This window comes from Streptomyces sp. SPB074 (assembly GCF_000154905.1).
In the GTDB taxonomy this organism is placed as follows: Bacteria; Actinomycetota; Actinomycetes; order Streptomycetales; family Streptomycetaceae; genus Streptomyces.
Genome location: NZ_GG770539.1, coordinates 1,857,309 through 1,863,013 on the forward strand (window position 1 = coordinate 1,857,309; position 5,705 = coordinate 1,863,013).

The following is a 5,705-nucleotide window of genomic DNA, read 5'->3' on the forward strand; positions in this document are numbered from 1 at the left end:
AAAAAAAAAAAAAAAAAAAAAAAAGGCCCCGTGCCGTACGCGGGTCTCAGCCCTTCTCGGCCTTCGCGCCGGCGGCGGCGCGGGCGGCGGGGACGGCCTTCGCGTCCCGCGCGGCGACCTTGGCCTCCAGCTCGGGGGTGATCCTGCGCTCGACGAAGAACGCGGCCGTGGGGATCGTGCCCGCGATGAGCACCCAGAGCTGCTTGCCGACCTTCCACTTCGCCTTGGAGCCGAGGTCGAAGGCGACGACGAGGTAGACGACGTAGAGCCAGCCGTGGGCGATGGCGATGACCCGGGTCGGGCCGGAGGCGCCGTCGATGTCGAGCACGTACTTGGCGATGACACCGAGGGTCAGCAGGACCAGCAGCACACCGGTGACGTAGGCCATCACGCGGTAGCGGGTCAGCACGCTCTTCTTCATGGGGGGAGCCTAACCGGGCGGATCGGGCGAACGGTACGCGGGGCCGGTCGGCCGCCGTCCTGGCTGGTCAGCCCTCGAAGTCGCCGGCCGCGACGCGCAGCGGGCGCAGCAGCGCGAAGATCTCGGCGCACTCCTCGGCGTCGTAGGCGCCCAGGCCGAAGTCCATGTCCATGAGGTCCTTCGTGGCCGCCTCGACCACCTCGCGGCCCTTGGGCGTGATGGAGGCGAGGGTGCCGCGCCCGTCCTGCGGGTTGGGGCGCTTGGCGACGAGACCGGAGCGCGCGAGGCGGTCGACGGTGTTGGTCACCGAGGTCGGGTGGACCATGAGCCGCTGGCCTATCTTCGACATCGGCAGCTCACCCGCCTTGGAGAAGGTGAGCAACACGAGCGCCTCGTAGCGCGCGAAGGTCAGCCCGTACGGCTTGACGACGGCGTCGACCTCCGCGAGGAGGATCTGCTGCGCCCGCATGATCGAGGTGATCGCGGGCATCGAGGGGACGTGTCCCCACCGCTGCCGCCAGGAGTCATCCGCGCGGGCGATCGGGTCGAAGGAGAGGCTGAGCGGCTTCGGCACGCCCCCGACCCTACCGGCCGGTCATATCGTGGTCAGCCCCGTCTCACCCTTCGGCCTCACTCCCCGGCCTCCGGGCCGCGAGCGGGGCGCGGCGAGCGCGGGACGGCGCGGGCGGCGCGGACGGCGCGCGGCGAGCGCGGGCGGGGTGCGGGCCGTGGTCGTGCGGAGGGTCCCGGCGAGCGGTTCGCCGGTGAACATCCCGGCGGTGCGCGCGGCGTTGGTGGTGGCGGAACCGCACCAGCCCTCCCGCGTGGGCGAGGGGGCCGGTGGGGGGTGAGCGCCGGTCAGGCGGAGGGTTCGCCCAGGATGCGGTCGATCGTCTCCACCTTGCGGGTGAGGCCGTCCTCGACACCGGGGCGGATGTCCGCCTTGAGGACGAGGGAGACGCGGGGGCTGCGGGCCTCGACGGCGGCGGTGGCGCGCTTGACGACGTCCATGACCTCGTCCCACTCGCCCTCGATGCTCGTGAACATCGCGTCGGTGCGGTGCGGCAGGCCGGACTCGCGGACGACGCGGACCGCTTCGGCCACGTACGCGCCGACCTCCTCGCCGACGCCGAGCGGGGAGACGGAGAAGGCGACGATCACGCGTTCACGATCCCTTCGCGACGGGCGCGGCCCGCGATGACGGCGTCCTCGGCCTCGCGCTTGAGCTTGCGCTCCGCGAAGAAGCCGCCGGTGGGCAGCACGGAGAGGACGAAGTAGAGGATGCCCCGCCCGGCCGGCCACTTGGCGCGGTTCCAGGCGTCGAGCCAGAAGATCACGTAGAGCACGAAGAGGACGCCGTGGACCATGCCCATGACGGGCACGGCGTTGAAGTCGGTGGTGCGCTTGAGCACCGAGCACAGGAGCAGGAGGAGGAAGGAGACCGCCTCGGGGGCCGAGACCAGGCGGAGGCGGCGGAGGGCGGAGGCTGTCTTGATGTCCACGGCGCGGAACTTTCGGTCGGGGGGCAGGAAGGAGCGGACGGGGCTGGGGAGAGGCGCGCGCACGCTCTCGCACGATCTTGTGAACGCGCGCACAAGCCGTCCCATTCTCGCAGCCCGCCGGGGCGGCCGGGGAGCGGGGTGGGGTGGCCCCGCTCACGCGCGAGGCGCCCCGGCCCGCCCCCGGGCCGCCCGCCCGCGCGTCGGGGCGCGCGCCGCCGCCCCGCGCGCCGCTCCCGTACCTCGCGCGCCCCTGACCCCTCTCGGGGGCGGATCTCCGGGACGGTTCAGGGTCGAAACGGCTTTCGGGGAGGCCCGGCGCCCAGTACCGTCAAGGGCGTGGCTCACCTCCGACTCCAGGGCAGCAAAGTGCTCGCCGTCCAGCTCAGCGGCGACGCCGTGCGCGCCAAGAACGGCTCGATGGTCGCGTACGACGGCCGGATGAACTTCAAGAAGCTCTCCGGCGGCGGCGACGGCCTGCGCGGCATGGTCACGCGCAGGCTCACGGGGGAACAGATGGAGGTGATGGAGGTGCGGGGCGAGGGCACCTGCTGGTTCGCCGACAAGGCGACGGAGATCAGCCTGGTGGGTCTGCGCGGCGAGAAGCTGTACGTGGAGGCGAGCAACCTGCTGTGCACGGACGCCGGTCTGCGGACGGGGACGACGTTCACCGGGCTGCGCGGGGCGAGCCAGGGGCAGGGGCTCTTCACGACAACGGTCGAGGGGAGCGGGCAGGCCGCGCTGCTCTCGGACGGGCCAGCGATGGCGCTGCGGGTCAGCTCCGCCTACCCCCTCCAGGTGGACCCGGGCGCGTACGTGGCGCATCAGGGGGAGTTGCGCCAGCACTTCCAGTCCGGCGTCAACTTCCGCACGGTGATGGGCGAAGGGGGCGGCGAGGCGTTCCAGATCCGGTTCGAGGGCGAGGGTGTCGTGTGGGTGCAGCCGAGCGAGCGGAAGGCGTTCGGGGGTGACCTGTGATGCCGTTCCGGGAGATCAACTCGAAGATGGTCGAGGCGCAGGTGCTGCCGGGGCAGCGGCTGTTCAGCCAGCGGGGCGCGATGCTCGCGTACCGGGGCGAGGTGAGTTTCACGCCGAACGTGGGCGGTGGCCAGGGCGGGGTCATGCCGATGATCGGGCGGCGGGTCGCGGGGGAGGCGACACCGCTGATGACCGTGGAGGGGCACGGCACGGTGCTCTTCGGGCACGGCGGGCACCACGTGCAGGTCGTCAACCTCTCGGGCGACACGTTGTGCGTCGAGGCGGACCGGCTGCTCGCCTTCGACGGCTCGCTCCAGCAGGGCACCCTCTTCCTCGGCGCGCAGGGCGGCGTGATGGGCATGGTGCGTGGCCAGGTGACGGGGCAGGGGCTCTTCACGACGACGCTCAAGGGGCACGGGGCCGTCGCGGTGATGGCGCACGGCGGGGTCATCGAGCTGCCGATCACGCCGGGCCGCTCCGTGCACGTCGACCCGCAGGCATACGTGGCGCACTACGGCGAGGTGCGGAACAAGCTCTCCACGGCGCTCGGCTGGCGCGACATGGTGGGCCGGGGCTCGGGCGAAGCGTTCCAGCTGGAGCTGTCAGGACAGGGCGCGGTCTTCGTGCAGGCATCGGAGGAGAAGCTGTGAACCCGCTCGTCCCCGACGGCACGCCCGTCCTCGACCCGCACGCGCTCCCTTCGGACGACAACGTCAACGCGTACACCTTCTGCGTGGAGCTGCGCGGCTCGCAGTGGTTCCTCCAGAAGGGGAAGATGATCGCCTACTACGGGCGGATCTCCTTCGACGGGATCGGCAGCGGGCGCTTCGACCGGCTGCTGCGCACGAGTTTCCACTCGCCGCTGCACGCGAGCGACTGGGTCGTGGCGGAGGGCGAGGGCAAGATGCTCCTCGCGGACCGGGCCTTCGACGTCAACAGCTTCGACCTGGAGGACGGCAACCTCACGGTCCGCTCGGGCAACCTCCTCGCCTACGAGCCGAGCCTGGCGCTCAAGCAGTCGATCGTGCCGGGCTTCCTGACCCTCATCGGCACGGGGAAGTTCATCGCCGCCTCCAACGGCCCGGTCGTCTTCATGGAGCCGCCGCTGCGCGTCGACCCGCAGGCACTCGTGGGCTGGGCGGACTGCCCCTCACCGTGCCACCACTACGACCACGGGTACCTGAGCGGCTTCCTCGGCGGCGTGCGCGCCCTCACCGGGCTGGGCGGGGCCTCCGGCGAGGAGCACCAGTTCGAGTTCGTCGGGGCGGGCACCGTGCTGCTCCAGTCGAGCGAGCAGCTCATGCAGGAGAAGGACATCGGCACGGCACCGGCGGAACCGGGCGTGCCGGGCGGCGGCGCGGGCCGCCCGGGAATGCCGGGGCACGCTCCGGGCAGCGCGCAGGGCCTGCCGAGGATGCCGGGGCAACTGGGGGACATTCAGCGGAAGTTCGGGCTGTAGGGGGGTCGGCTCGTTCGGCGGGGCGGGGACAGCGAAGGAGGCGGCGGGCTCGGCGGGGCGGGGGCGGTGAGGGAGGCGGCGGGTACGGCGAGGCGCGGACGGTGGCGACCTCGGTGGGCACGGCGGGCACGGCGGGCACGGCGGGCACGGCGGGCACGGCGGGCACGGCGGGCACGGCGGGCACGGCGGGCACGGCGGGCACGGCGGGCACGGCGGGGCATGGTGGCGCACCGGCGGTGGTGGCCTCGCCAGGCACGGCGGGGCGGGGCGCGGACGCCGACGGCGGGGGGGGCGTCCGGCGCGCGCCCGGGTTCACCCTGGCGAGGTCGCCGCCCGGGTTCATCCTGGCGGGGGCGCGGCGGTGATTGGGGCGCCGGGCCGCACCGGCTCCTCCGAACGGGTGGCGGCGCCGCGCCGCCGGGTCGAGGCGGGGGGCGGGGCGGGAGGGGCGGGTTAGGGTGGCGTTCGTGGGGCAGCTCACCCCCGGGATTTCGTTCGGTTTTCAACTTCTTCGGTAGAATGTGCTCATGGACACGGAGAAGACGACGAGCGGGGCCACGCGGTGGCTCAGCCCGGACGAGCAGTGCGCCTGGCGCACCCACCTGGAAGTGAACCGGCTCCTCACCCACCAGCTCGAACGCGATCTCCAGCCGTTCGGGCTCACGATGAACGACTACGAGATCCTGGTGAACCTCTCGGAGGCCGAGGAGCACCGGGTGCGGATGAGTGATCTCGCCGCCGCGACCCTCCAGTCCAAGAGCCGCCTCTCCCACCAGATCACCCGTCTGGAGAAGGCCGGTCTCGTCCGCAGGGAGAACTGCGAGTCGGACCGCCGCGGCCTCTTCGCCGTACTCACCGAACCGGGACTCGCGACGATGCGCGAGGTCGCCCCGCACCACGTGGCCTCCGTGCGGCGCCACTTCATCGACCGGCTCACCCCCGAGCAGCTCACCACGCTGCACGAGTTCCTCCAGCCCATCGCCGAGGGCCTGCGCGAGGTGCGCGAGGCCCGCTGAGCCGGCCCGGACCCCCGCCGGGGACGAGCGGGGGCCCGGGCAGCCAGGCTCCTCCGCGCCACTATCCCCGCGCTGCCCGGCTCCACCGCACCACCTAGCACCCCCGGGCCACCCGGCTCCACCGCACCGCCCCGCGCCGCACCCCCGGCGGCCCGGCTCCCCCACGGCGCTCGACTCCACCGCACCACCTAGCGCCCCCGGGCCACCCGGCTCCACCCCACCGTCCCGCGCCGCGCCGCACCCCCGGCGGCCCGGCTCCCCCACGCCACCGGACCACCCGGCTCCACCGCGCCGCACCCGGGGGGCCGCCCGCTGCCCCGCTCCACCGCACC

General features: G+C 73.1%; 9 protein-coding genes. 5 read left to right on the top strand and 4 right to left on the bottom strand.

The window, feature by feature from the left end:
* Window positions 1-46: 46 nt before the first annotated feature.
* From SSBG_RS07345 to SSBG_RS07360, 4 genes are all read right to left on the bottom strand, one after another.
* Window positions 47-421, bottom strand: a complete 375-nt coding sequence (locus SSBG_RS07345; RefSeq protein ID WP_037869156.1) for a DUF3817 domain-containing protein — start codon at window positions 419-421, stop codon at window positions 47-49.
* Between the two features lie 67 nt (window positions 422-488).
* Window positions 489-995, bottom strand: coding sequence for a MarR family winged helix-turn-helix transcriptional regulator (locus SSBG_RS07350; protein WP_008745570.1), 507 nt, complete (start codon window positions 993-995; stop codon window positions 489-491).
* Between the two features lie 284 nt (window positions 996-1,279).
* The gene (locus tag SSBG_RS07355; RefSeq protein ID WP_008745571.1) at window positions 1,280-1,582 is read right to left on the bottom strand and encodes an MTH1187 family thiamine-binding protein; all 303 of its coding nucleotides are present in this window, start codon (window positions 1,580-1,582) and stop codon (window positions 1,280-1,282) included.
* Window positions 1,579-1,923, bottom strand: a complete 345-nt coding sequence (locus SSBG_RS07360) for a DUF3817 domain-containing protein (protein WP_008745572.1) — start codon at window positions 1,921-1,923, stop codon at window positions 1,579-1,581. Before SSBG_RS07360 ends, SSBG_RS07355 begins: the two co-directional genes overlap by 4 nt.
* Before the next feature lie 336 nt (window positions 1,924-2,259).
* Here SSBG_RS07360 and SSBG_RS07365 point away from each other — a divergent pair, with 336 nt between their 5' ends.
* The 5 genes from SSBG_RS07365 to SSBG_RS07385 all read left to right on the top strand — a co-directional run bounded on the left by SSBG_RS07365 (window position 2,260) and on the right by SSBG_RS07385 (window position 5,373).
* On the top strand, window positions 2,260-2,898 hold the full coding sequence (locus tag SSBG_RS07365) for an AIM24 family protein (protein WP_008745573.1): 639 nt from the start codon (window positions 2,260-2,262) through the stop codon (window positions 2,896-2,898).
* Window positions 2,898-3,548, top strand: coding sequence for an AIM24 family protein (locus tag SSBG_RS07370; RefSeq protein WP_037871208.1), 651 nt, complete (start codon window positions 2,898-2,900; stop codon window positions 3,546-3,548). The genes SSBG_RS07365 and SSBG_RS07370 overlap by 1 nt, the downstream gene beginning before the upstream one ends.
* On the top strand, window positions 3,545-4,357 hold the full coding sequence (locus SSBG_RS07375; RefSeq protein ID WP_008745575.1) for an AIM24 family protein: 813 nt from the start codon (window positions 3,545-3,547) through the stop codon (window positions 4,355-4,357). The genes SSBG_RS07370 and SSBG_RS07375 overlap by 4 nt, the downstream gene beginning before the upstream one ends.
* Before the next feature lie 101 nt (window positions 4,358-4,458).
* Entirely contained in the window at window positions 4,459-4,722 is a 264-nt protein-coding gene (locus SSBG_RS33110; protein WP_037869160.1) for a hypothetical protein, read from the top strand.
* A 162-nt stretch (window positions 4,723-4,884) separates the two neighbouring features.
* Complete coding sequence (locus SSBG_RS07385; protein ID WP_008745577.1) at window positions 4,885-5,373, top strand: MarR family winged helix-turn-helix transcriptional regulator; 489 nt, start codon at window positions 4,885-4,887, stop codon at window positions 5,371-5,373.
* Window positions 5,374-5,705: the final 332 nt, after the last annotated feature.